The sequence below is a fragment of the Limosilactobacillus coleohominis 101-4-CHN genome, from assembly GCF_000161935.1.
Lineage (GTDB): Bacteria > Bacillota > Bacilli > Lactobacillales > Lactobacillaceae > Limosilactobacillus > Limosilactobacillus coleohominis_A.
This window is the reverse complement of the sequence record NZ_GG698803.1, coordinates 228,365-248,820: the sequence shown is the minus strand read 5'-3', so window position 1 is coordinate 248,820 and position 20,456 is coordinate 228,365. Positions and strand designations below refer to the sequence as shown.

Sequence of the window (20,456 nt, the reverse complement as noted above, 5' to 3'; positions counted from 1 at the left end):
CTTAGTCTTGACCCCCTAACTTAGCATTCTTTTTGTGAAAATCAGTGGTTTGTTCAAATGCGTATGCTGCATCGTAAATCGTTTGTTCATCAAATGGTTTCCCGATAATTTGCAGCCCAACAGGCATACCATCCTTCTTGGAGAAACCAGCTGGCAATGACATTGCTGGTAATCCCGCCATGTTGACAGGAATGGTTAACACATCATTCATGTACATCTTCGTAGGATCGGTAATCTTATCGCCAAATGGAAAGGCAGTCGAAGCATCCGTTGCCCCCATAATGACATCATAGTCCTCAAAGACCTTGTTGAAGTCATCCGCAATCAAACGCCGTACTTTAGCTGCTTTATTGAAGTAAGCATCGTAAAAACCAGCAGAAAGGGAGAACGTTCCCAACATAATCCGCCGCTTAACTTCTTCACCAAATCCCTCAGTCCGGGTTCGTACATATACATCTTCCAGATTCTTAAAATCATCGGCACGGAAGCCATAACGAATTCCATCATACCGCTGCAAGTTTGAGGATGCTTCAGAGGAAGCCAAAATGTAATATGCAGAAACACCGTACTTCGTATGTGGCAATGAGACGGTATCAATCGTGGCCCCTAATGATTCATAATGTTTCAGTGCTGCCTGAACTACTTCACGCACATCTTCATCAATTGCATCGCTCACGTATTCTTCGGGAACGGCGATCTTTAAGCCCTTTACGCTTGCTTGATCCAAATTAGCTGCCCAGTGTGGTACCGGTCGGTTAGCAGAGGTCATATCATGATGGTCAACACCACTGATTGCTTCCATCAAAAGAGCATTGTCTTTAACATTCTTAGTTAACCAACCAACTTGATCAAAACTAGAAGCAAAGGCAATGACTCCCCACCGAGAAACCCGACCATAAGTTGGCTTCATTCCGACAATGCCATTAAAGGAAGCTGGTTGCCGAATTGATCCACCAGTATCGGTCCCTAATGCGGCTAAAACATCTCCTGCAGCCACTGCAGCTGCGGAACCACCAGAAGAGCCCCCAGGAACCCGCGTCAGATCCCATGGATTCTTAGTTGGCTTAAAACCAGAGTTTTCTGTTGAAGAACCCATCGCAAATTCATCAAGGTTCGTCTTACCAACGTTGATGGAACCAGCATGGTTTAGATTTTCAATCACTGTAGCGTTGTAGATAGGCTTAAAGTCCTTCAAAATCTTGGAAGCAGCAGTTGTGCGAAGTCCTTTAGTGCTGATCATATCCTTGGTTGCAAACGGAATTCCCGCCAGAATTTGATCATCCTGAATACCAGATTGATCTAAAGCAGCCGCTTGTTTCAGTGCCGCCTCTTCATTCAACGTCAGAAATGCCTGAACATCATCTTCGGTGTTTTTAATTTGCTTGAAAGATTCCTTAGTTAACTCTGTGGCACTCACTTCACCATTAACTAATTGATTGTGAAGATCCGTAATGTTGGTTTCATTAAAATTCATTATTCGCCATCCTCACTTTCGTCAATAATTGCTGGAACCTTAATTAAGCCATCATGCGTTTCAGGTGCATTTGCCAACAGTTCATCTCGTTGACCACTCTGCACTCCCTTGTCTTCACGCATTACATTATGTTCGGTTGTTGGTGTATACATTGGTTCAACACCGTCCGTATCAACCTTTTGCAAGTCAGTAAAAAGATCGATAATTTCTTCCAACTGCGGAGTAATCTTATCTAATGCCGCATCATCAAATGATAATTTGGCGAGGTCAGCGACGTGCTTTACTTCTTGCCGATCGATTTTTTCAGCCATTCTCTTAACCTCTTTCCATTCCTTCAAAAATATTACACGAAACTATTTTATCACAAGCCCGGGCCTTTTACCGCTCTTCAAAGCGCTTTTTACGATCAAAAGGCCGGAATGCTCTCCAGCCTTTGTGAAAAATTAATATGAGTTAAAGACATGTGATTGGAAATTATCAGAGCCGGAATTCCGGTAAACCACAGCCTGCATTTCGGAATCTGATTGAATCTTAATATCGATAGGAATCCCATGTGGCAAGTAGCGTTTAGCGGCCCGGGTAATGTATTGCGTAAAGCTGGTAATTTCCGATTGACTGTAGAACTGCGTAGTAATAGTGATGTGCATCCCGGACAAATTACCATTGTGATACTGAGCCTGCGCAGTAACACCACTCAAGTTCGGGAAGAAATTCTGTACTTGACTCTTAAAGTTGGAGAAACTGTCGTTGTCAGTTGAACTACCAGAATTTTCACTAGTTTCTGCACTAGCCTTTGGCAAAACAGCGTTCCGATAATTCAACTTGGTCCAACTAGATACTGTCTTCCCCTTGTTATTGCTGTAAGCAAAGAACGTCCCACCAACTAAACTATCATCAGGGGCTTGTTTATAAAGAGCAATTACAATTGGAATATTCTTTAGAGCTTTCCTCTGGCGGAGCCGCTTTAAAATCTTGGCCGCCGCAATTTTACCCTGCTGTTCAACTTCAGAATCGGAGATCTTCTTAGTGTAGTATGGGCCATCCGTCTTCTTTTGGTAGCGATATTCACTATTGATTCCAATTCCGATCGTCATTCCCTTGAGCTTTAAGGAATTACCACTTTCGGTCATGTAATCCTGTTCTTCAATTTGCTGAATATACTCAGGGTTCGGGTTACTCTTTTTCCCTTGCTTAGGATTCAAACCATTGGGATTACTGCTAGACTTCCGACCAAGCCAGCTCTCAATCGTATCTGAACTTAAATACTGGCCTTCTTGGAAAATATAGTTTTTCGTCGAGAAGACCCGTTTTGAAACCTCTGTAAGGCCATTTTCAAAACTCTTCAAATTATATTGATTGTTGTTTTGACTGGTATTGACTCCCCGGGCCTTGCTAGTTCGGTAACGGCCACCCTTAATTACACCTTGATACGTACCGCTTGATGAACCAGTGGTCGTGTAATTACCCTTACTAGAACTTTTACCACAAGAAGCCAGTATAAACGTTGCAAGCAATACTGACCCAGTGATCAGTAATTTTTTAACTTTCACGAGCTTAATTATCCTCCTTCATTGCTTGACTAAAGCGTTGTTCATCCCAAATTGGAATTCCTAACCCCTGAGCCTTTTGCAATTTACTGCCGGCCTTTTCGCCTGCAATCAACAGGTTCGTTTTTTTAGAAACACTTCCGGTAACTTGTGCACCATGTTCTTCCAGCCACTCTTTGGCTTCGCCACGTGTAAACATCGCTAATTTCCCGGTTAAAACAACCCGTTGACCATTCCATTCACTAGAAAGATCAACATGCGAAGCAGCCGTGTATTCCATATTGACTTGAACATCCTTCAGTTCTTGAATAAGCTGGTGAACCTGCGTGTTTGCAAAGTAGGTAGCAACACTATCCCCGATTGTTGGTCCAATCGTATCCACGGCAGCAATATCCTCTGCTGACGCCTTCATTACCGCATCTAGCGAACCAAACTTTTCTGCAATTAACCGGGCCACCTTAGCACCAACATGACGGATTCCGAGGCCGAACAATAAACGTTCGACTGAATTATGACGGCTATTATCAATTGATGTCAATAGGTTAGTAGCCGATTTTTCACCAAATTTATCTAAAGTTAATAATTGCTCTTCATTTAGCCGATATAAGTCGGCAAAATCACGAACTAATTTTTTATCCCAAAGTTGTTCAATAATTTTGGGGCCTAAACCATCAATGTTCATCGCATTCCGTGACGCAAAGTGGGCTAACCCTTCTTTAATTTGTGCTGGACACATTGGATTTACACAACGGAGTGCCACTTCACCGTCGAGGTGGACTAATTTAGATTCGCAAACCGGACATTGTGTTGGGATTTGGTATTCTTCACTATTGACAGGTCGCTTTTCAATTATTACCCGGGAAATCTCTGGAATAATATCGCCGGCCTTATGCAAGAGTACCGTATCGCCTAATCGAATATCCTTTTCACGTAAATAATCAGGATTGTGCAAGGACGCGCGGCTTACTGTCGTCCCCGCCAATTGGACTGGATCCATAACTGCAGTTGGCGTCACGTTACCAGTACGACCAACTGTCCACACAATTTCACGAACAACCGTTGCTTGCTCCTCAGGAGGAAACTTATAGGCAATTTCCCACCGTGGTACTTTCACCGTGTTGCCAAGCTTAGTCTGGAGATGCAAATCATTTACTTTTTCCACAATCCCATCAATACCATATGCTAATTGATCCCGCTGCGCAGTATATTCACCAATATACTCAGCTAGCTCCTTCTCACTATGAACGGTCTGGTTATGCGGATTCACATTAAATCCTAAGTCCCGCATTCGTTGCAACGCTTCTTCCTGGGTCGTCACACCTAGCTTTTCATATTCTGGGACATAATACATAAACGTTGCCAAATTTCGCCGAGCAGTAACTTGAGGATCTAATTGACGAAGACTACCCGCGGCAGCATTCCGTGGATTAGCAAAAACCGGCTGGCCATTCGCTTCCCGTTCAGCATTTAATTTGACAAATGACTCCTTTGGCATATAACACTCGCCACGAAATTCTAACGAAAGTGGTTCCGGGAGTTGATGTGGAATATCTTTAATCGTCATAGCATTTGCCGTAATATCTTCGCCAATTACCCCATTTCCTCGGGTCGAAGCTTGAATTAACCGACCATTTTCATAAACCAAAGAAAGGGATAAACCATCAATCTTTAGTTCCAAGTCGTATTCAATTGGTGCAGTATCTAATAGATTACTTTGTTGCCGTTCGTTAAAGGCATGCAATTCTTCTACAGAAAAAACATCGCCCATTGAAAGCATTGGAATATCATGGGTAACCTTCGCTAATTGAGTATCTGTCTGGCCGCCGACCCGCTGAGTTGGGGAATCTGGGGTGACCAGTTCCGGAAAGCGGGCTTCTAATTCAACCAATCGTTGATACTGACGATCATAAACATAATCCTCAACACTTGGATTATCTTGCTCGTAATATTCCTTTCCCCACTGAATCAATTGCTGACGAAGCGGACCAATTTCTTTTTTGGCCTCAGCCAGAGTTATTTGTTCTTCAGCCATCTTTATTCATCTACCTTTTCAATTGGTGCAAATGTTGCCAACAATCGGCGAACGCCCTCTTTTGGAAAAGCAATATCTAACTCCATATCGCTTCCTGAACCATTAACAGCGACCACGGTGCCAATTCCCCACTTTTTATGCTTAACCTTATCGCCAGCACTCCAGGATTGTTTATCTGCTCCCGTACCATTATTCGTCTTTGGGGCAACTCGTTTGCCAGCTGAAGCATATGAATGCGACCGTCGACTAGCACCATAAGTTGTAGCCGTTGCTGCACGCTGCGCATAATTGTTTCGCCCACCATTTCCAAATGGGGTTCGTATACTTTGTTGACTATCGAAGTCTAAAAGTTTGTCATCAATTTCGTCAACAAACTCTGACTCCGGATTTCTTTGAATTCGTCCATATAGAACCCGGGACATCGCATTAGTAAGGAATAACTTCTTCTGGGCACGAGTAATACCAACATAAGCTAAACGCCGCTCTTCTTCCTCTTCTTCCGCATTGTTCAGGGCCCGGGCCATTGGGAAGATACTTTGTTCCATTCCAATTAGGAAGACAACCGGGAATTCTAGTCCCTTGGCCGCATGCAAGGTCATCAATGTTACCGTATTTTCTTGATCTTCAATGTCATCTTGCGGAGATACCAATGCAAGATCAGTCAAGAAACGGGTTAATTTTTCTTGAGCATTTGCAGCATCATCTGCGTTGTTCTTATCAAATTCCTGGGTTACGGACTTGAATTCATCAAGGTTGTCCAACCGTGATTGGGCTTGAAGACTCTTTTCAGCTTCGTCTTGTAACGCTTTACGATACCCAGTCCGCTCCAAGATTAAATCGGTTAATTCAGTAATGGAAAGTTCATCGGCTTGGTCCTGAATCGTACGCATTTCTTGGGCAAAACCATCAAGCTTATTACGCACACTCGTTGAAATTTGGTTAGCCAACATGATGTTTTGGGTAGCGGTCAGCAGCGACATATTATTTGTGGCCGCAAAGTCCCGCAATTTTTCAATACTGGTTGGTCCAATTCCCCGCTTAGGCGTATTAACAACCCGTTCAAAACTCATTGAATCATTCGGATTGGCAACGAGTGTTAAGTAAGCTAAAATATCACGAATTTCTTTTCGGTCATAGAACTTGTGACCACCGACCATCGTGTATGGAACTGAACTTTTCAGAAATGTTTCTTCAATGATCCGCGATTGAGCGTTGGTCCGATATAAAACAGCAAAATCGCCATACTTATAACCATGTTCCCGCATTTGTTCTTGGATTTTTTTCACCACGTAGTAAGCCTCATCGTGCTCACTTTGGGCACGATAGTACGATATCTTATCACCTTGACCATTTTCCGTCCACAGGTTCTTATCTTTTCGCTTTTGATTATTAGCAATCACTTCATTTGCCGCATTTAAAATTGTTTGTGTGGAACGATAATTTTGTTCCAGCATAATTGTCGTGGCGTTCGGATAGTCCTTTTCGAAATTCAAAATGTTATTCATGTTGGCACCCCGCCAACCGTAAATACTTTGATCAGCATCACCAACCACACATAGGTTATGATAGCCATCCGCTAACATATGAACCAGTTCATACTGAGCATCGTTGGTATCTTGGTATTCGTCAACGTGAATATATTGGAACTTATCTTGATAATATTGCAGCGTTTCAGCATCCGCCTTAAATAGCTGAATCGTCTTCATAATCAGATCATCAAAGTCCAGCGTCTGGTTGGTTTCTAACTCGCGCTGATAAAGACGGTAAGCTCGACCAACCATTTTACGAAATGGATCTTGATACCGCTTTTCATATTCATCTGGTGTCATCATTGCATTCTTGGCATTTGAAATGGCACTTAGAATCTGCCGAGGATCAAATTTTTTGGTGTCAATATTTAACTCCGCACAAATCCGTTTCATTAATGTCCGTTGTTCACCAGGATCAGCAATTGTGAAGGCAGTGTTGAAGCCTAACTTATCAATATCCCGTCTTAAAATTCGCACACATAGCGCATGGAAAGTGGAAACCCAAATATCATTGGCACTATCACCTAACAACTTACCAATCCGTTCTTTCATTTCGCGTGCTGCCTTATTGGTAAAGGTAATGGCGAGAATATGCCATGGTAGTACATTTTTTTCTTCAATTAGGTAGGCTACCCGGTGGGTTAACACCCGCGTTTTGCCTGATCCGGCGCCGGCCATTACTAAAACCGGACCCTCAGTCGCTAAAACCGCTTCTTGTTGCTTGTCATTCATTCCTGCCAGTGCTGATTGCATTGTCACACCATTCCATCCTCTCTTAAAATCAGTCAGTGAATATTATACCAAACTTAAGTTTGAGTTATATTAAAAAAGAGGGTTCGATAGAACTAATTTAATTAGTTCATTATCACCCTCAAGGTACCAATATCAATTGATGAACATGGATTAAATTATTCAGCAGCCTTTCCCTGATCAAACCAAACTTCGGTATCATCAACCTGACTTTGAATTTCATCAATCGTGCCGTCTTCAGCAGTTGCCCACACGTAGGCAACCACAGGATTCTCTTGATGACGGTTGGCGGCAAAGAAACTAAACTTCCAGTTATCCCGAATTAATACCTGCCGTTCCAGTGCCGAAAGTTGTGCTTGGCGCCCAATCAAAAAGATTGCAGGTTGAACTTCTTTAATGAAGTGCGCTGGCCGCCCAGCGGAGATCCGTACTTGTTGATCATACTGACTAACGTTCGTACTTTCCGAGAAGATGTTGCCACTCGTCGAAACCCCGGGCTCCAGATCCTTCACATAAAGATTGCCAGTACTGGTTACGTAGAAATTAACTGAAATAATTCCCTTATAACCAAGTTGGTTACCGATTGAATTAGCAATCCGTTTCATTTCTTGATGCATTTCATCAGGAACGACCACTGGCGACTTAACCGCCTGTAATCGGTGTCCAGTCCCATATTGTAACTCGCTCAATGGATAAAGGTGATTTCCATCAGCATCAATCGCCATTGTAATTGCATACTCTGCGGTATGATCAATCCATGATTCAAGTAAATAGGTTCCCGCTTGGATAAAATCAGCAGCCCGCGCAATATCAGATTCTTTGTGGATTACTAATGAGTTCTCGCCAACGCCGCGTTGAATTGGTTTTAAAACGGCCGGATAACCAATAGAATCAATTGATTGATAAATGTCATCTAAACTAATTACCGTCACATATGGAGCAACATTAACGTTGATTTGGTTCAAAAAGGCCCGTTCCATTAAGCGGTCTTGCATAATCTCTAGTGGATCTAATCCCTGTGGAATCGCTGTATATTGACTCAAATATTTAATAACGATGGAGTCGATAGCTGCCGTTTCATAGATCACTGCATTACAATTTTGACCAAACTCAGTTAGCTTATCCTTATCACGATAATTACCAATCACTGTAAAGTCTGCTTGTTTAGTAATCTCTGGTTCAGGATGATCAAGATAGACCCCAACGTTTAAGCCGGCTTCCTTAGCAGCTAAAATTAACTTCTTTCCATTTCGGTCAATTTCCATAATTCCAAGGGTATTGCCTTGATATAAAACATCCGTACTCATAACCACACCTTCACTTTTTTAGACAAACTCAACCTGGCCATCTTCCAACGATTTGATTTGAGCAAGAGAGTAAACTTCAACACCCTTGTCTCGTAATTCTTTACCACCCGGTTGAAAACTTTTTTCAATGACGATTCCTGCGCCGGCAACTTGAACGCCAGCTTGATCAGCGATTTCCATCATCCCTTCAACCGCTTGACCATTTGCCAAAAAGTCATCAATTAACAGGACCTTTTCTCCAGCTTCAACATACTTTTTAGAAATGGAGATCCGGTTAGTAGTCTTTTTCGTGTAGGAATAAACATCCGCTGTAAACATGTTGTTATTGAGGGTCAGGCTCTTGTGCTTCCGCGCAAAAATCACTGGCAAGTGCATGGCTAACCCTGTCATCACAGCTGGAGCAATCCCCGAAGATTCAACTGTCCAAATTTTAGTAATTCCTTGATCAGCAAAATGTTTAGCGAATTCTTGACCAACTTTGTACATTAAATCTGTATCAACTTGGTGGTTCAAGAATGCATCAACTTTTAAAACATTTCCTGGCAATACTGTACCGTACTTTTCAATTTTTTCTTTTAGTTCTTGCATAATTTTCTCCTATTGGTCGTATTTGTCTAAGTGATAGGTTTTAATAACACTGATTAACTTACTAGCGTAATCTGGATCGGTCGCATAATTGGCATCCTGTAATGCTTGAGCAGCCTCACGATAGTTATCTGCATCAATTACCTTTTGATAATTTTCTTTCTTATACTGCGTCCCATTCAGCATCAATTGAGTATGGTCCTTAATTGAAGCAGACCAGCTCGAGTAGACCTTAAAGCGATCCTTAATTACAACCCACTTACCATGCGTATACTCTTTGGTGGTCATCAATTTAGAATTGGGACCCGTCCCCTTAATGCCAAAGAGGTTGTGATAATCACTAGCTAATTTACTCGTGCCCCAATTGGATTCCAAAATCGCCTGGGCCATCGTAATGGAAGCTTTAATGTGATACTGATTCTGCATTGCTTGCGCTTCAGGAGCAATTGCTTTGATAAAGAGTTGCTTAGAATGTTGCTGTTTTTCGATAATTTCTTGCTGCAAATGCCGCTGGTAGAGATGGTGTCCCACATAACCAGCTGTCAAAACGATTAAGATGACTAAAACAACCGTTAGCCATTTTGATGCACTCGAACGTTTCTTGCGACGAGGACTCGTTCGCCGTCTTCTTTTACGTGCCACGCTTCGTTGACTCCTTTTATTTAGTATTCTAATGTAACAATTTTACCGCATTTTCAGTAAGAATTTAAATGAATTTAATATAAAAAAAACGGTTGGCTATTAACCAACCGCAAATCAAAATTGATTCTAGTGAAATTGCATTCCACCATCAACCTCAAGGGTTTGTCCTGTAATGTAATCAGAATCAGGGCCAGCTAAGAAGGCAACGGCATTCGCAACGTCTTCGGGTTCAGAGAGCCGCTTTAAAGCAATATCCTTGGCAAAGGTTTGCATTCCCCATTCGTCACTCTTACCAGCATTTTGACCAACCTTGTGTGCGATATCGTACATCATTGGCGTCTTAACAATCCCCGGTGCAAAGGCATTCACTGTTGTTCCTTCTTCAGCTAATTCGCGAGCTACAACTTGAGTAATTCCTCGAATAGCGAATTTTGAACTGGAGTAAACAGTTAAGTTCGGGTTACCGACAACCCCGGCTTGCGAGGTAGCATTAATGATTTTACCAGAATGACCCAGTTTCTTAAATGCTTCATGAGCTGCTTGGATTCCCCAAATGGTCCCGTAAACGTTAATTGTGTATACATAATCCAGGTCATCCTTAGTCACTGTATCGAGCGGTGTCGTGGGAGCAACTCCAGCATTATTAACCATTACATTAAAGTCGCCAAACTTATCAATGGTCTTGTCAACTGCAGCAAAAACTTCATCACGCTTTGCAACATCGGCAGTTACTGGAAAGGCTTCACCACCGGCTTTTTCAATTTCATCAGCAACCTTCTTTAAGTTGTCCATATGACGAGCAACTAAAGCAACTGCAAAACCATCCTTTGCAAGACGCTTAGCAATGGCTTCACCAATGCCTTGACCTGCACCAGTAACTAATGCAACCTTCTTTGTCATAACAATCTCTCCTTTTGTGAAATGCTTCTCAAACATTTTTAATTGTATCTAAAGCGTTTCCATTAGTCAATATTTTGTCAACAAAAAAAGCATCAGGAAAAATCCTGATGCTTTTAATTTGAAACGATAATCGAAATTAACGCTTACTAAATTGAGCAGCCTTACGAGCCTTCTTCAGACCTGGCTTACGACGTTCCTTCATCCGTGGGTCACGAGTTAAGAGACCTGCCTTCTTCAAGGCATCACGGAAGTCAGGGTCGACGGCGAGTAAAGCACGAGCAATCCCATGACGAGTTGCTCCAGCTTGGCCAGAGAAGCCACCACCGTTAACGTTAACTAATACGTCATATTGACCTTCAGTTTGCGTTACTGCAAATGGTTGGTTAACAATGGCACGTAAGTTAGCAAACGGAATGTAGTCTTCGATTGCTTTGCCGTTCATAGTAATCTTACCAGAACCTGGTACTAAGCGGACACGTGCAGTAGAATCCTTACGACGTCCAGTACCGCTGTATTGTACTTGTTGAGCCAATTCCGTTCCCTCCTTAGATTAAGTTAGTGATATCGAGTTTTTCAGGCTTTTGAGCTGCATGACTGTGGTCTTCACCAGCGTAAACGTGCAACTTCATACCCATCTTGCGGCCAAGTGGGGTGTGTGGAAGCATCCCTTTAATGGTTTGTTCAACCATCTTGGCTGGTTCTTCAGCGAGGAAGTTACCAGCAGTCCGTTGCTTTAAACCACCTGGGTGGTTAGAGTGACGGTAGTAAATCTTCCGACTAGCTTTCTTACCAGTTAACTTAACATCTGCTGCGTTGATTACGATAACATTGTCACCTGTATCAACGTGAGGGGTGAACGTTGGCTTGTTCTTACCACGTAAGATGGAAGCAACAACGGATGCTACACGACCCAAAGAAACGTCTTTGGCATCAACGATGTACCACTTACGGTCAACTTCACCAGGTTTTGCCATGTATGTCGTTCTCACGATTAAGTCCTCCAATTTTTGTCTTTCTTTTACAATAAATTGTGTACCGAGTAATTTATGGAAAAGAAATACCAGCTACTAGTGTACTTGATTATCCCTTGTCAGTCAATGGTTTATTCTAGTTATTACCACCATAATCTACGTTAACCAAATATAAACCACTGGCGGGTGCAGTCATCCGTGCCTCCTGTCGATCACGTGCTGCTAATACACGCTGGACATCGTCAACTGGGCGTTGTCCGCTACCAATTTCTAATAATAAAGCCACCATGATTCTGACCTGGTTATACAAAAAGCCATTTCCAACAAATTCAAAGATAACTTCGTGATCATGGTCTTCATAGTAAACTTTTGCTTCATAAATCGTCCGGATATTACTTTTCGCCTGCGATCCAGAGGCAACAAAACTGGTGAAGTCATGTGTTCCAACCAAATCCTGTGCCGCTCGATTCATGTGAGCAATATCTACTGGATATTTAAAGTGGGCAGTGTAATTACGCTTAAACGGATCAACAAACTCCCCTTGAGTTACACGGTAGCGATATCTTTTTCGGTGAGCGTTGTATCGTGCGTGAAATTCATTTGAAACAATTTCGGCTTTTTTAACGATAATGTCCAAAGGTAACTGACTATTCAAAGCTCGCACCATTGATTGCTCTGGAATATGATAAGGAAAATCAAAGTGAGCAACTTGATTTAAGGCATGGACACCAGCATCCGTTCGCCCGGAACCAATAATTGAAATGGCTGGGTCAGGATTTTTAGCCATTCGGTTGACAATTGTTTTCAATGTTTGCTCAATTGTCCGTTTATGTGGTTGAATTTGAAATCCAGAAAAATTAGTTCCATCATATGCAAAGGTAATTTTGTAACGAATCAAAGCTAGCTCCTATCAAAATATTCTTAAAGTAACAAGGATTACTGTGATCAAAAGCAGAATTACAACTGCTACCGTATCTTGGTGGTGCCACACCAAGAGTCGATATTTAGTCCGCTGACCATCTGGGCTGTACCCCCGAGCTTCCATTGCGATGGCCAGTTCCTCAGCTCGTTTAAACGAAGATACAAATAATGGGATCATTACTGGCACCAACTTTCGTGCCCGTTGATAAAGATTCCCAGCAGAAAAATCCATTCCACGAGCACGTTGAGCATTCATAATCGTGGTGACTTCATCCATAATAGTCGGAATAAAACGCAACGCAATGGAAAGCATCATTGCAATCTGATTTACCGGTACCTTTAAATGCTTCAACGGTTTCATCAAACTCTCAATCGCATCTGCCAGTTGCAATGTGGTTGTGGTCACCGTTAATACAGTTGAAATTGTAATGATATACGCAAAGCGAAGAATTAAGTATAAAGATTGAATCACACCGACAGAAGTAATGCTCATGAAGTGCCATTGCCAGTAGACATGACCACCGGTTGAAAAAAATAATTGAACTGCCGCAGTAATTATAATAATCCACATTAACGGCTTAATTCCCGCCCAATACATTTTCAACGCAACGTGACTCAGTTGAATAATAAAAAGTAAAACCAAGCCTAGCCACAAATTAGTCCACAAATTATTTGCAAAAAAAACTAAAATTACATACCAAAAACAGGCAATAAATTTAAATCGTGGATCAAGATGATGAATTAAAGAAGTTGTTGGCACATACCGGCCGAAAATTACTTTATTTCCCATCATTAATCATCCTTTTCCTTTTTGTGCTAGCGATTTGATCCGCTAGTTCGGTTATCGTTAGCGGGGTATGTAGTGACAGCCCCTGCTTCTCTAACTGTCGAGCAAAACTCAATGTGTGTGGCTCTGCCAAGCCAATTTTAAGTACTAAATCCTGATTATCAAATAACTGCCGCGGTGTTCCTTCAAAGGCAATTTTCCCATTTTGCAACGCCACTACTCGATTGGCATACTGAACCACCTGTTCCATTTGGTGAGTGATAAAAATGATCGTGGTTTCCTGCTCATGAAGCTGTTTTATTAATTGCATGAGCTCATGCTGACCATTTGGATCTAAACCAGCAGTTGGTTCATCTAAAATTAAAATTTTCGGTTTCATTGCCAGAACCCCTGCAATCGCCACCCGTCGCATTTGTCCGCCAGAAAGTTGAAAAGGTGACTGATCAAACAAATCACTTGGAAACTTAAGTAATTGAAGTGCATCGATTGCTTGCTGCCGCGCTTGATCTTGCGACATGCCCAAATTCGATGGTCCGAACATTACATCTTGCAAAACAGTGTCCGCAAATAGTTGTGACTCAGGAAATTGGAAGACAAAACCGATCTGCTGACGCAATTTAGTAAAATCCGCTTTACTAGATTGGCTAGTCACCGTCACCCCGTTTAATTGAATTTTACCCGAAGTTGGCACCAATAATCCATCAACCAGCTGCATCAGGGTAGATTTTCCGCTACCTGTTTGACCGACAATTGCTGTTATTTCATTCTCCATAATATCCAAGTTGATATTGTGCAGTGCCTGGTAAGCAAATGCCGTTTCACCACCATAAATATAGTTTAGTTTTTGAATATTAATTGCTGGCTTACCCATTTAATTATTTGCTCCTCAGTCATGTACTCCGCAGGTAATTGCATCCCTCGAGCTTGTAAAGCTCTTTTTAGTTGCTCAGTAAACGGCAATGTCAGCTGATACTTATTAAGTAGATTATAATTACCCAAAATGTCTGTAGCTCTTCCATGAGCAACCACATGTCCCTGATCCATAATCACAATATTATCGGCATAGGTTGCTTCAATTGGATCATGGGAGATTGCGATAATCGTAAAACCTTTCTCAACTTTTAATCGCTTTAACAACTGCAAAACAGTTCGCCTAGCCACTGGATCTAGCATGCTAGTTGCTTCATCAAAAATTAATATTTTCGGACGAAGACTGAGAATCCCAGCAATCGCTACCCGTTGCTTTTGACCACCTGATAGCATTCCTGGTTCTTTATGGGCATAACTCTGCATCGCTACATCAGCTAAAGCTTGATTGATACGAAATTGCATCTCACTTCTGGGTACCTGATGATTTTCCAAACCAAATGCCACATCATCCTCAACTGTAGTCCCAACAAATTGATTTTCTGGGTTTTGAAAAACAAAACCGATTTTTTGATGAATATCAGACAAATGATCTTCATTTACCGGAACTCCATCAACCGTTATGGATCCTTGGTCGAGGGGCAATAGACCATCGATCAATCGTGCAAGAGTGCTTTTCCCACTTCCGTTATGACCAATAATGGTTGTCCACTCATTTTGGTTGAAAGCAACCGAAACATTCTTTAATGTCATTTCTTGATTGCCAGGGTATGTGTAAGACACATTATGGACATCAACAATTGCCATGTTCTTGTCCCTCCGTTAGTTTGCTGATTTTATTTTACCAAAAGATCCATTTATATGTATAAAAAAATCACTTACAATTGTGGCGCGTGATTTCTCACATTCAAGCTAGACTAAGGAAAAATCCCATCATCATAACGCTTTATACCAGCAATCATAGTGATTCTTAATTAAACTACTAAACAAGTTCTAAAATAACCATTTGGGCACCATCACCACGACGTGGCATGGTCTTCAAAATCCGTGTGTAACCACCATTACGATCAGCATATTTAGGTCCAATTTCTTCAAACAGGTTTTGAAGAGCTGATTGTACCTTAATGTCATCGCCATCTTCTTTTACGTCTGCAACAACATTGCGAACAAATGCCGCTGCCTTACGACGTGATGCTAGGTCACCCCGCTTAGCAAGAGTGATCATTTTATCCATGGTCTTACGAACTTCTTTTGCCTTTGGTTCAGTGGTCTTAATTGAACCATTAACAATTAAATCAGTAGTTAAGTCACGTAATAAAGCTTTACGTTGTGAACTTGTACGTCCTAACTTACGGTAACTCATGAAGTGCTCCCTCCTTTTAAATTAAAAATTAATCTTCCTGGCGAAATCCAACACCAAGTTCATTTAACTTGATCTTAATTTCATCAAGTGATTTTTGTCCTAAATTACGAACCTTCATCATATCAGCCTCAGTTTTTTCAGTTAAGTCCTTAACGGTTTGAATATCTGCCCGCTTAAGACAATTGTATGAACGTACTGATAGATCAAATTCTTCAATTGTTTTGTCAAGTACCTTTTCTTGATGTGATTCTTCCCGTTCAACCATAACTTGGGCGCTTTGAGCTTCTTCAGTTAAGTTAACAAACATTGCTAAGTGTGACGTCAGAATCTTAGCAGCAAGACTTACAGCCTCTGTTGGTGTCAGTGAACCATTGGTCCAAACATCAAGAGTCAACTTGTCATAGTCATTATTTTGACCAACCCGAGTGTTTTCAACGGTGTAATTTACACGTTCGATTGGGGTATAGATGGAATCAATTGGTAAAACTCCAATCGCTAAATCCATCCGTGTCTTATTATCATCAGCAGAGGAGTATCCATGCCCCTTATCAGCAGTCATTTGAATATGCAATTCTGCACCATCCGCGACTGTTGCAATGTGGAGATCCGGATTCAAAACAGTAACGTCGCCATCACCTTGGATGTCCCCGGCTGTTACTTCTGCAGGACCTTTAACGTCTAATTCCAAATTCTTTTGATCTTCAGAGTCGATCCGCAAGGATACTTTCTTTAAGTTCAAAATGATTTGAGTAACGTCTTCCGTAACCCCTTCAACAGTGCTAAATTCATGCAATACACCATCAATATTAATGCTTGTAATTGCAGCTCCCGGTAACGAAGCGAGCATAACACGACGAAGAGAGTTCCCGAGGGTTGTCCCATAACCACGTTCAAGTGGTTCTACAACAAACTTACCGTAATTATCGGTTTCTTCAACTTTGTGAATGTTTGGTTTTTCAAATTCGATCATTCTACTCTAGTACCCCTTTCAAAACGTGGATCGTATTTCCCAAAAAGGCATCTGGCTTAAACACCGCCGTTAATGATGCACTATTAAACACGACGACGCTTTGGAGGACGAGAACCGTTATGTGGTACTGGAGTTACATCACGAATTGCAGTAACTTCAAGACCAGTTGCTTGAAGTGCACGAATAGCAGATTCACGACCAGAACCTGGACCCTTTACAGCAACTTCAACAGTCTTCATACCATGTTCCATAGCTTGCTTTGCAGCGGCTTCAGAAGCCATTTGTGCAGCAAATGGAGTGGATTTCCGACTACCCTTAAAGCCTAAAACACCTGCTGAAGACCAGGCAACAGCGTTACCTTGGACATCAGTAATCATAATTAAAGTGTTGTTAAATGTTGAGTGAATGTGAGCAACACCAGTTTCAACATTCTTCTTTGCACGACGCTTACGCGTTTTTTTGACTGCCATAAACTAACTAACCTCCTTTACTTAATTATTTCTTCTTGTTAGCAATTGCAACTGCCTTACCCTTACGAGTACGTGCATTATTCTTCGTGTGTTGACCACGAACAGGTAAACCACGACGGTGACGCATCCCACGGTAAGAACCAATTTCTTGCAGACGCTTGATGTTCAACGAAACTTCACGGCGAAGATCACCTTCAACCTTGATGTTTTCAACTTGCGAACGAATCTTTTCTTCTTGATCCGGTGTTAAATCACGTACACGAACATCTTCAGATACGCCAGCATCTGCCAAAATCTTTTGTGCAGTTGAGTTACCAATACCATAAATGTATGTTAAGCCGATTACGATTCGCTTATCACGAGGTAAATCGACACCAGCAATACGAGCCATTTTTACACCTCCGTTTCCTTAAAAATTACTTACCTTGACGTTGCTTATGTTTAGGGTTAGAGCAAATAACCATAACCCGACCACGACGCTTAACAATCTTACAATTATCGCACATCTTTTTTACTGATGGTCGTACTTTCATTATGAAAATCCTCCTCTGGTATAGACTAAGACCTATTTAAACCGGAAAGTAATCCGACCTTTGGTCAGATCATAAGGGGACATTTCAACCTTAACACGGTCTCCAGGTAAAATTTTAATGTAGTGCATCCGAATCTTACCAGAAACGTGAGCTAAAATTTCTACCCCATTTTCCAGTTGAACTTTAAACATTGCATTCGGTAAAGTTTCAGTCACTTTACCTTCGACTTCGATTACATCAGCTTTTGCCACTGAATGGTTCCTCCTTGCCGGACTTAAAATTACGTAAAAAGGTGGGTTGCTAAACGCTACCCACTACGAGCTAGATAAACCTTGCATAGTTTAACATAGACCGTTGTTTTACGCAAGAGTATCGTCGCAATCTACTTTGTAAGGTTTTCTAGTACTTGCTTAACATCTTGATAAACCCTATTAATATCTTGTTCACCATCGATTTGATGCAAAATTCCTTGCTTTTCATAAAAATCAACTAATGGTGTATTCAACTTAATATTAACATCAAGACGGTTCTTAACCGTTTCGGGTTTATCATCATCACGTTGGAAGAACTCATGATGACCACATACATCACAAGTTCCTTCTACTTTAGGTTGGTTATACAACTTATGATAAGTAGCACCACAATTCTTACAAATGAATCGACCTGATAAACGATCAACTAGAACATCAGGTTCAACGTGAATATTAATCACAGCATCTAAGCGACGACCTTTATTTTCCAGCATTTTATTCAAAGCATTCGCTTGAACAAGATTTCTAGGAAAACCATCTAACATGAAGCCATCTTTAGTATCATCATTAGCTAACCGTTCTTCAACAATTCCATTTGTAACTTCATCTGGAACCAGTTCACCTTTATCGATATACTTCTTAGCTTCTTTGCCCATCGGCGTTCCATTCTTCATCGCTGCACGAAAAATATCACCAGTCGAGATATGTGGGATATCGAAGTCTTCAACAATCTTTTGAGCTTGAGTACCTTTACCGGCACCTGGCAAACCCATCAAAACGAGGTTCATACTCATAGCAGTGTCCTCCTACTTAATCATGGATAAATCCAATATATTCACGTTTCATTGTTAATCCATTTAATTGCCGGTTTACATCCAAAGCAATTTGAACAACGATCAACAAACTAGTACCACCTAAACCAATTGATTGGCTAAGGTTCCACACATTGCTTGCAATCAATGGAATTAATGAAATAATTCCTAGAAAAAGGGAACCAACTGTTGAAAGCCGCATTAACAGGTGGGAAACAAATGTCTGCGTTCCCTTACCTGGCCAAACACCAGAAATATAACTCCCTTGTTTCTGTAAATTCTCAGCTAACTTCTCAGGATTAACCTGTACAAATGCATAGAAGAAAGTGAAAATAATAATCAGTAATGTATACAATGTAATCCCTGGTCCTGACTGCATATTAAAAATATTAGTCATTATTTGATACCAAGAATCGCCACCGTGAGTTCGTTGAAAAGCCATTAAAATTGTCTGTGGCGTAGAAATAAATGATCCAGCAAAAATAACCGGAATCACTCCCGAAACGTTGATTTTTAACGGCAAATAACTACTTTTTGGCGAAGTAGTTGTTCTTCTTGTATATTGAATTGGTAAACGCCGTTCTGCTTGTTGAACCCACGTTACAAAAGCAACGATGATCAACAAACAAAGTGCGACCACTGCAATAAACCCAGTTCCAGCCCATAGTGCTGATCCGGATTCGCCAACAATTTGGTCATCCCATAGCTGCTGTAATCCCTTCGGAAATTGAGCAACAATTCCGGCAAAGATTAACATTGAAACACCGTTTCCTAACCCCCGCTCGGTAATCATATCACCAAGCCATGTAGCAAACATTGTTCCGGCAGTTAAAATCAGACCAATTGTCAAATATGTTCTCACACCCGGATTGTTCACCAATTTAATAGTGCTTAATGCATTGAATCCGGCCGTAATTCCGATTGACTGGATGAAACCTAAAAGGATTGTTAACCATCGTGTTGCCTGATTCAGTTTTCGACGACCAACTTCCCCTTGTTTACTCCATTCAACAAATTTTGGCACGATGTCCATTTGCAACAACTGAACAACAATTTGTGCAGTGATATATGGAGAAACTCCCATTGCAAAGACGGAATAATTCTCCAATCCACCACCACTAAACGTATTCAAAATTGAAGCTAAACCAGTTGAGGAAATTTGCGCTAATGCTGCAGCATTAACACCTGGAACAGTGATGGATGCACCTAACCGATAAACAATCAATACAAATAAGGTAAACAGAATTTTACTTCGAATTTCTTTAACCTTAAATGCATTTTTGACGGTTGTGAACATTAGATCACCTCAGTCTTACCACCAGCAGCTTCAATTGCTTCTACAGCTGAAGCAGAGAACTTGTTAGCTTTTACATTCAGTTTCTTAGCTAGCTTGCCACTACCAAGAACCTTAACACCATTCTTAGCATTCTTAACAATACCAGCTTCAACTAATGTGTCAGGAGTAACTTCAGCACCATCATCAAACTTGTTGAGCGCTGCCAAGTTAACTAAAGCATAGTCCTTATGATTCATACTAGTAAAACCACGCTTTGGCTTTTGCCGGTACAGAGGCATTTGGCCCCCTTCAAATCCAAGACGGGTCTTGCCGTGAGCCTTTTGACCTTTAGTACCACGACCAGAAGTAAAACCATGACCTGATGATAACCCACGTCCCTTACGAAGACGCTTAAAACGGGAACCTTCAGAAGGCTTTAATTCATTTAATTTCATTAGGTTGCACCTCC

At 41.4% G+C, this 20,456-nt stretch carries 24 protein-coding genes; all 24 read right to left on the bottom strand.

Annotated features, from left to right (window positions below; translation table 11 throughout):
• Nucleotide 1 precedes the first annotated feature (1 nt).
• Nucleotides 2-1,474 (bottom strand): Asp-tRNA(Asn)/Glu-tRNA(Gln) amidotransferase subunit GatA, encoded by a 1,473-nt coding sequence (gatA, locus tag HMPREF0501_RS04415; protein ID WP_006916656.1) that lies wholly within the window; start codon nucleotides 1,472-1,474, stop codon nucleotides 2-4.
• Entirely contained in the window at nucleotides 1,474-1,785 is a 312-nt protein-coding gene (gene gatC, locus HMPREF0501_RS04410; protein ID WP_006916655.1) for an Asp-tRNA(Asn)/Glu-tRNA(Gln) amidotransferase subunit GatC, read from the bottom strand. Before gatC ends, gatA begins: the two co-directional genes overlap by 1 nt.
• 132 nt (nucleotides 1,786-1,917) lie before the next feature.
• On the bottom strand, nucleotides 1,918-3,024 hold the full coding sequence (locus HMPREF0501_RS04405; RefSeq protein ID WP_006916654.1) for a CamS family sex pheromone protein: 1,107 nt from the start codon (nucleotides 3,022-3,024) through the stop codon (nucleotides 1,918-1,920).
• 4 nt (nucleotides 3,025-3,028) lie between these two features.
• Nucleotides 3,029-5,053: an NAD-dependent DNA ligase LigA gene (gene ligA / locus HMPREF0501_RS04400; protein WP_006916653.1), complete on the bottom strand. Its 2,025-nt coding sequence runs from the start codon at nucleotides 5,051-5,053 to the stop codon at nucleotides 3,029-3,031.
• 2 nt (nucleotides 5,054-5,055) lie between these two features.
• Entirely contained in the window at nucleotides 5,056-7,335 is a 2,280-nt protein-coding gene (pcrA, locus tag HMPREF0501_RS04395) for a DNA helicase PcrA (RefSeq protein WP_006916652.1), read from the bottom strand.
• 155 nt (nucleotides 7,336-7,490) lie between these two features.
• Nucleotides 7,491-8,639, bottom strand: coding sequence for an ATP-grasp domain-containing protein (locus tag HMPREF0501_RS04390; protein WP_006916651.1), 1,149 nt, complete (start codon nucleotides 8,637-8,639; stop codon nucleotides 7,491-7,493).
• A gap of 18 nt (nucleotides 8,640-8,657) precedes the next feature.
• Nucleotides 8,658-9,227 (bottom strand): xanthine phosphoribosyltransferase, encoded by a 570-nt coding sequence (locus HMPREF0501_RS04385; RefSeq protein ID WP_006916650.1) that lies wholly within the window; start codon nucleotides 9,225-9,227, stop codon nucleotides 8,658-8,660.
• 9 nt (nucleotides 9,228-9,236) lie between these two features.
• The gene (locus tag HMPREF0501_RS04380; RefSeq protein WP_006916649.1) at nucleotides 9,237-9,866 is read right to left on the bottom strand and encodes a glycoside hydrolase family 73 protein; all 630 of its coding nucleotides are present in this window, start codon (nucleotides 9,864-9,866) and stop codon (nucleotides 9,237-9,239) included.
• A gap of 126 nt (nucleotides 9,867-9,992) precedes the next feature.
• Complete coding sequence (locus tag HMPREF0501_RS04375) at nucleotides 9,993-10,766, bottom strand: (S)-acetoin forming diacetyl reductase (RefSeq protein ID WP_006916648.1); 774 nt, start codon at nucleotides 10,764-10,766, stop codon at nucleotides 9,993-9,995.
• Nucleotides 10,767-10,902: 136 nt separating this feature from the next.
• The gene (gene rpsI, locus HMPREF0501_RS04370) at nucleotides 10,903-11,298 is read right to left on the bottom strand and encodes a 30S ribosomal protein S9 (protein WP_006916646.1); all 396 of its coding nucleotides are present in this window, start codon (nucleotides 11,296-11,298) and stop codon (nucleotides 10,903-10,905) included.
• Between the two features lie 13 nt (nucleotides 11,299-11,311).
• Nucleotides 11,312-11,755 carry a 50S ribosomal protein L13 gene (gene rplM / locus HMPREF0501_RS04365; RefSeq protein WP_006916645.1) on the bottom strand — a complete coding sequence of 148 codons (444 nt, stop codon included), beginning with the start codon at nucleotides 11,753-11,755 and terminating at the stop codon, nucleotides 11,312-11,314.
• 118 nt (nucleotides 11,756-11,873) lie between these two features.
• Nucleotides 11,874-12,635, bottom strand: coding sequence for a tRNA pseudouridine(38-40) synthase TruA (truA, locus tag HMPREF0501_RS04360; RefSeq protein WP_006916644.1), 762 nt, complete (start codon nucleotides 12,633-12,635; stop codon nucleotides 11,874-11,876).
• Between the two features lie 12 nt (nucleotides 12,636-12,647).
• Complete coding sequence (locus HMPREF0501_RS04355; RefSeq protein ID WP_040455855.1) at nucleotides 12,648-13,448, bottom strand: energy-coupling factor transporter transmembrane component T family protein; 801 nt, start codon at nucleotides 13,446-13,448, stop codon at nucleotides 12,648-12,650.
• Nucleotides 13,438-14,316 carry an energy-coupling factor transporter ATPase gene (locus HMPREF0501_RS04350; RefSeq protein ID WP_040455853.1) on the bottom strand — a complete coding sequence of 293 codons (879 nt, stop codon included), beginning with the start codon at nucleotides 14,314-14,316 and terminating at the stop codon, nucleotides 13,438-13,440. Before HMPREF0501_RS04350 ends, HMPREF0501_RS04355 begins: the two co-directional genes overlap by 11 nt.
• Complete coding sequence (locus HMPREF0501_RS04345) at nucleotides 14,283-15,119, bottom strand: energy-coupling factor transporter ATPase (RefSeq protein ID WP_006916642.1); 837 nt, start codon at nucleotides 15,117-15,119, stop codon at nucleotides 14,283-14,285. Before HMPREF0501_RS04345 ends, HMPREF0501_RS04350 begins: the two co-directional genes overlap by 34 nt.
• 175 nt (nucleotides 15,120-15,294) lie before the next feature.
• On the bottom strand, nucleotides 15,295-15,675 hold the full coding sequence (gene rplQ / locus HMPREF0501_RS04340) for a 50S ribosomal protein L17 (protein ID WP_006916641.1): 381 nt from the start codon (nucleotides 15,673-15,675) through the stop codon (nucleotides 15,295-15,297).
• 28 nt (nucleotides 15,676-15,703) lie between these two features.
• Entirely contained in the window at nucleotides 15,704-16,645 is a 942-nt protein-coding gene (locus HMPREF0501_RS04335) for a DNA-directed RNA polymerase subunit alpha (protein WP_006916640.1), read from the bottom strand.
• An 83-nt stretch (nucleotides 16,646-16,728) separates the two neighbouring features.
• Nucleotides 16,729-17,115, bottom strand: a complete 387-nt coding sequence (gene rpsK / locus HMPREF0501_RS04330; protein WP_006916639.1) for a 30S ribosomal protein S11 — start codon at nucleotides 17,113-17,115, stop codon at nucleotides 16,729-16,731.
• A 25-nt stretch (nucleotides 17,116-17,140) separates the two neighbouring features.
• Nucleotides 17,141-17,506 (bottom strand): 30S ribosomal protein S13, encoded by a 366-nt coding sequence (gene rpsM, locus HMPREF0501_RS04325; protein ID WP_006916638.1) that lies wholly within the window; start codon nucleotides 17,504-17,506, stop codon nucleotides 17,141-17,143.
• A gap of 25 nt (nucleotides 17,507-17,531) precedes the next feature.
• Nucleotides 17,532-17,648 carry a 50S ribosomal protein L36 gene (rpmJ, locus tag HMPREF0501_RS04320; RefSeq protein WP_006916637.1) on the bottom strand — a complete coding sequence of 39 codons (117 nt, stop codon included), beginning with the start codon at nucleotides 17,646-17,648 and terminating at the stop codon, nucleotides 17,532-17,534.
• A 32-nt stretch (nucleotides 17,649-17,680) separates the two neighbouring features.
• The gene (infA, locus tag HMPREF0501_RS04315; RefSeq protein WP_006916636.1) at nucleotides 17,681-17,899 is read right to left on the bottom strand and encodes a translation initiation factor IF-1; all 219 of its coding nucleotides are present in this window, start codon (nucleotides 17,897-17,899) and stop codon (nucleotides 17,681-17,683) included.
• A gap of 131 nt (nucleotides 17,900-18,030) precedes the next feature.
• Entirely contained in the window at nucleotides 18,031-18,693 is a 663-nt protein-coding gene (locus HMPREF0501_RS04310; protein WP_006916635.1) for an adenylate kinase, read from the bottom strand.
• A 16-nt stretch (nucleotides 18,694-18,709) separates the two neighbouring features.
• Nucleotides 18,710-20,008: a preprotein translocase subunit SecY gene (gene secY, locus HMPREF0501_RS04305; RefSeq protein ID WP_006916634.1), complete on the bottom strand. Its 1,299-nt coding sequence runs from the start codon at nucleotides 20,006-20,008 to the stop codon at nucleotides 18,710-18,712.
• Nucleotides 20,008-20,442 carry a 50S ribosomal protein L15 gene (gene rplO, locus HMPREF0501_RS04300; protein WP_006916633.1) on the bottom strand — a complete coding sequence of 145 codons (435 nt, stop codon included), beginning with the start codon at nucleotides 20,440-20,442 and terminating at the stop codon, nucleotides 20,008-20,010. The genes secY and rplO overlap by 1 nt, the downstream gene beginning before the upstream one ends.
• Between the last annotated feature and the right edge of the window lie 14 nt (nucleotides 20,443-20,456).

Excerpts from the sequence above, each read along its gene's own strand:
- gatA (WP_006916656.1), bottom strand. The coding sequence starts at position 1,474 with ATGAATTTTAATGAAACCAACATTACGGATCTTCACAATCAATTAGTT.
- HMPREF0501_RS04375 (WP_006916648.1), bottom strand. The coding sequence starts at position 10,766 with ATGACAAAGAAGGTTGCATTAGTTACTGGTGCAGGTCAAGGCATTGGT.
- HMPREF0501_RS04310 (WP_006916635.1), bottom strand. The coding sequence starts at position 18,693 with ATGAGTATGAACCTCGTTTTGATGGGTTTGCCAGGTGCCGGTAAAGGT.
- HMPREF0501_RS04390 (WP_006916651.1), bottom strand. The coding sequence starts at position 8,639 with ATGAGTACGGATGTTTTATATCAAGGCAATACCCTTGGAATTATGGAA.
- HMPREF0501_RS04355 (WP_040455855.1), bottom strand. The coding sequence starts at position 13,448 with ATGGGAAATAAAGTAATTTTCGGCCGGTATGTGCCAACAACTTCTTTA.
- gatC (WP_006916655.1), bottom strand. The coding sequence starts at position 1,785 with ATGGCTGAAAAAATCGATCGGCAAGAAGTAAAGCACGTCGCTGACCTC.
- rpsM (WP_006916638.1), bottom strand. The coding sequence starts at position 17,506 with ATGGCTCGTATTGCTGGTGTCGATTTACCTCGTGATAAGCGAATCGTA.
- HMPREF0501_RS04385 (WP_006916650.1), bottom strand. The coding sequence starts at position 9,227 with ATGCAAGAACTAAAAGAAAAAATTGAAAAGTACGGTACAGTATTGCCA.
- ligA (WP_006916653.1), bottom strand. The coding sequence starts at position 5,053 with ATGGCTGAAGAACAAATAACTCTGGCTGAGGCCAAAAAAGAAATTGGT.
- secY (WP_006916634.1), bottom strand. The coding sequence starts at position 20,008 with ATGTTCACAACCGTCAAAAATGCATTTAAGGTTAAAGAAATTCGAAGT.
- HMPREF0501_RS04345 (WP_006916642.1), bottom strand. The coding sequence starts at position 15,119 with ATGGCAATTGTTGATGTCCATAATGTGTCTTACACATACCCTGGCAAT.
- rplQ (WP_006916641.1), bottom strand. The coding sequence starts at position 15,675 with ATGAGTTACCGTAAGTTAGGACGTACAAGTTCACAACGTAAAGCTTTA.
- HMPREF0501_RS04335 (WP_006916640.1), bottom strand. The coding sequence starts at position 16,645 with ATGATCGAATTTGAAAAACCAAACATTCACAAAGTTGAAGAAACCGAT.
- HMPREF0501_RS04350 (WP_040455853.1), bottom strand. The coding sequence starts at position 14,316 with ATGGGTAAGCCAGCAATTAATATTCAAAAACTAAACTATATTTATGGT.
- rpsK (WP_006916639.1), bottom strand. The coding sequence starts at position 17,115 with ATGGCAGTCAAAAAAACGCGTAAGCGTCGTGCAAAGAAGAATGTTGAA.
- rplO (WP_006916633.1), bottom strand. The coding sequence starts at position 20,442 with ATGAAATTAAATGAATTAAAGCCTTCTGAAGGTTCCCGTTTTAAGCGT.
- pcrA (WP_006916652.1), bottom strand. The coding sequence starts at position 7,335 with ATGCAATCAGCACTGGCAGGAATGAATGACAAGCAACAAGAAGCGGTT.
- rpmJ (WP_006916637.1), bottom strand. The coding sequence starts at position 17,648 with ATGAAAGTACGACCATCAGTAAAAAAGATGTGCGATAATTGTAAGATT.